The organism is Cupriavidus sp. 01L45, assembly GCF_056399885.1.
The window spans coordinates 1-1,604 of sequence record NZ_JBFTSG010000150.1 but is presented as its reverse complement, the minus strand read 5'-3'; the positions used below and the strand labels follow the sequence as shown (position 1 = coordinate 1,604).

1 protein-coding gene and 1 pseudogene are annotated in these 1,604 nt (G+C 69.7%); both read left to right on the top strand.

What is annotated here, in order from left to right; all coding sequences use genetic code 11:
• Positions 1 to 430: pseudogene (locus AC1DT6_RS40455) on the top strand (DEAD/DEAH box helicase); the annotation flags it as partial.
• A 24-nt stretch (positions 431 to 454) separates the two neighbouring features.
• Complete coding sequence (locus AC1DT6_RS40450; protein ID WP_477103292.1) at positions 455 to 1,498, top strand: serine/threonine protein kinase; 1,044 nt, start codon at positions 455 to 457, stop codon at positions 1,496 to 1,498.
• The last annotated feature ends 106 nt before the right edge of the window (positions 1,499 to 1,604 follow it).

Sequence of the window (1,604 nt, the reverse complement as noted above, 5' to 3'; positions counted from 1 at the left end):
CGGCCGGGCACCGGCGGCGGAAGCCGGCGAGCGCCAGCAGCGTCCGGCCCGCGCCCCGCAAGGCCGTGGCCCGGCACCTGCCGACGGCGAACGCCGCGCGCCGCAGGCCCAGGGCCAGCGCGCTGGCCAGGGCAGCGGCCGTCCGGCCGCTGCCGGGCAAGGCAACCCGCGCAATGGCCAGGTGAACGGCAACCGCGCCGCCGGCAACGGCAATCGCAATGGTGATGTCGATGGCAACCGCGCCGCCGGCAACGGCAACGGCAACCGCAGCCGCGGTAGCGACGCCAACGGCAATCGCGCCGGCGGCGGCGCCAATGGCAACAGCCACGCAGCGCAGCCGCGCACCGGACAGGATGCCGCCCCGCGCGGCCGCCGTCCGGCGCCGCAAGCCGCGTTGCTGGGCGGCCAGCGCGCCAAGCCCACGCGCTGATCCACAGCGAGGCGGCCGCGCGCAATGTCCAGTCCAGGTCATGACCTTCCGGTTCCCGGCGATGACGGTGGCGTCCCGTATGCCACCCTCACGCCGGACCTGATGCTCGACGCCATGGAGGCCGCCGGTTTCGAACCCGACGGCCGCCTGCTGGCGCTCAAYAGTTACGAGAACCGGGTCTGCCAGGTCGGGATCGAGGGCGGCGCGCCGGTGGTGGTCAAGTTCTACCGGCCTGGCCGCTGGAGCGACGCCGCCATCCTGGAAGAGCATGCCTTCGTGCAGCAACTGGCCGAGGCGGAGATTCCGGCGGTGCCGGCCATCGCGCGCGACGGCACCACGCTGCTGGCGCATGGCGGCTTTCGCTTTGCGGTGTTTCCCCGCTGTGGCGGGCGCGAGCCGGAACTGGACCGGGCCGATACGCTGACCTGGCTCGGGCGCTTTATCGGCCGCATCCATGCGGTCGGCGCCACGCGCCCTTACCAGGCGCGACCCACGATCGACGTGGAGAGCTTTGGCGTGGCCCCGCGCGACTGGCTGCTGGCGCAGGACTGCATTCCGGCGGAACTGCGCCCGGCCTGGCAGGCCGTCGCCGATCTGGCCATCGAGGGGGCGCGCCGCTGCTATGAGCGCGCCGGCGATGTGTCGCTGCTGCGCCTGCATGGCGATTGCCATCGCGGCAATGTGTTGTGGATCGAAGCGTCCCGGGCTGGCTCGCGCCCGCCCGGGCCGCATTTCGTCGACTTCGACGACAGCCGCATGGGGCCGGCGGTGCAGGATCTGTGGATGCTGCTGGAGGGCGATCGTGCCGCCATGCAGGGGCAGATGGCGGATATCCTGGCCGGGTATGAGGATTTCGCGGAGTTTCAGCCGCGGGAGCTTTATCTGGTTGAGGCGTTGCGGACGCTGCGGTTACTGCATTACAGCGCTTGGCTGGCGAGCCGGTGGCGGGATCCTGCTTTTCCGGCGGCGTTTCCGTGGTTTGGGAGTGCGCGGTATTGGCAGGATAGGATTCTGGAGTTGCGGGAGCAGGTGGCTTTGATGGATGAGGGGCCGCTTTGGCCGGTATGAGGGGTTTTGGGGGTTTGACTGCTTAACTTCAACGGCTTAAAGCCTTAAAGCCTTAAAGGCTTAAAGTCAAAGGCAGTTTCACCACCCCTGCGGGGCGGCGACCTAC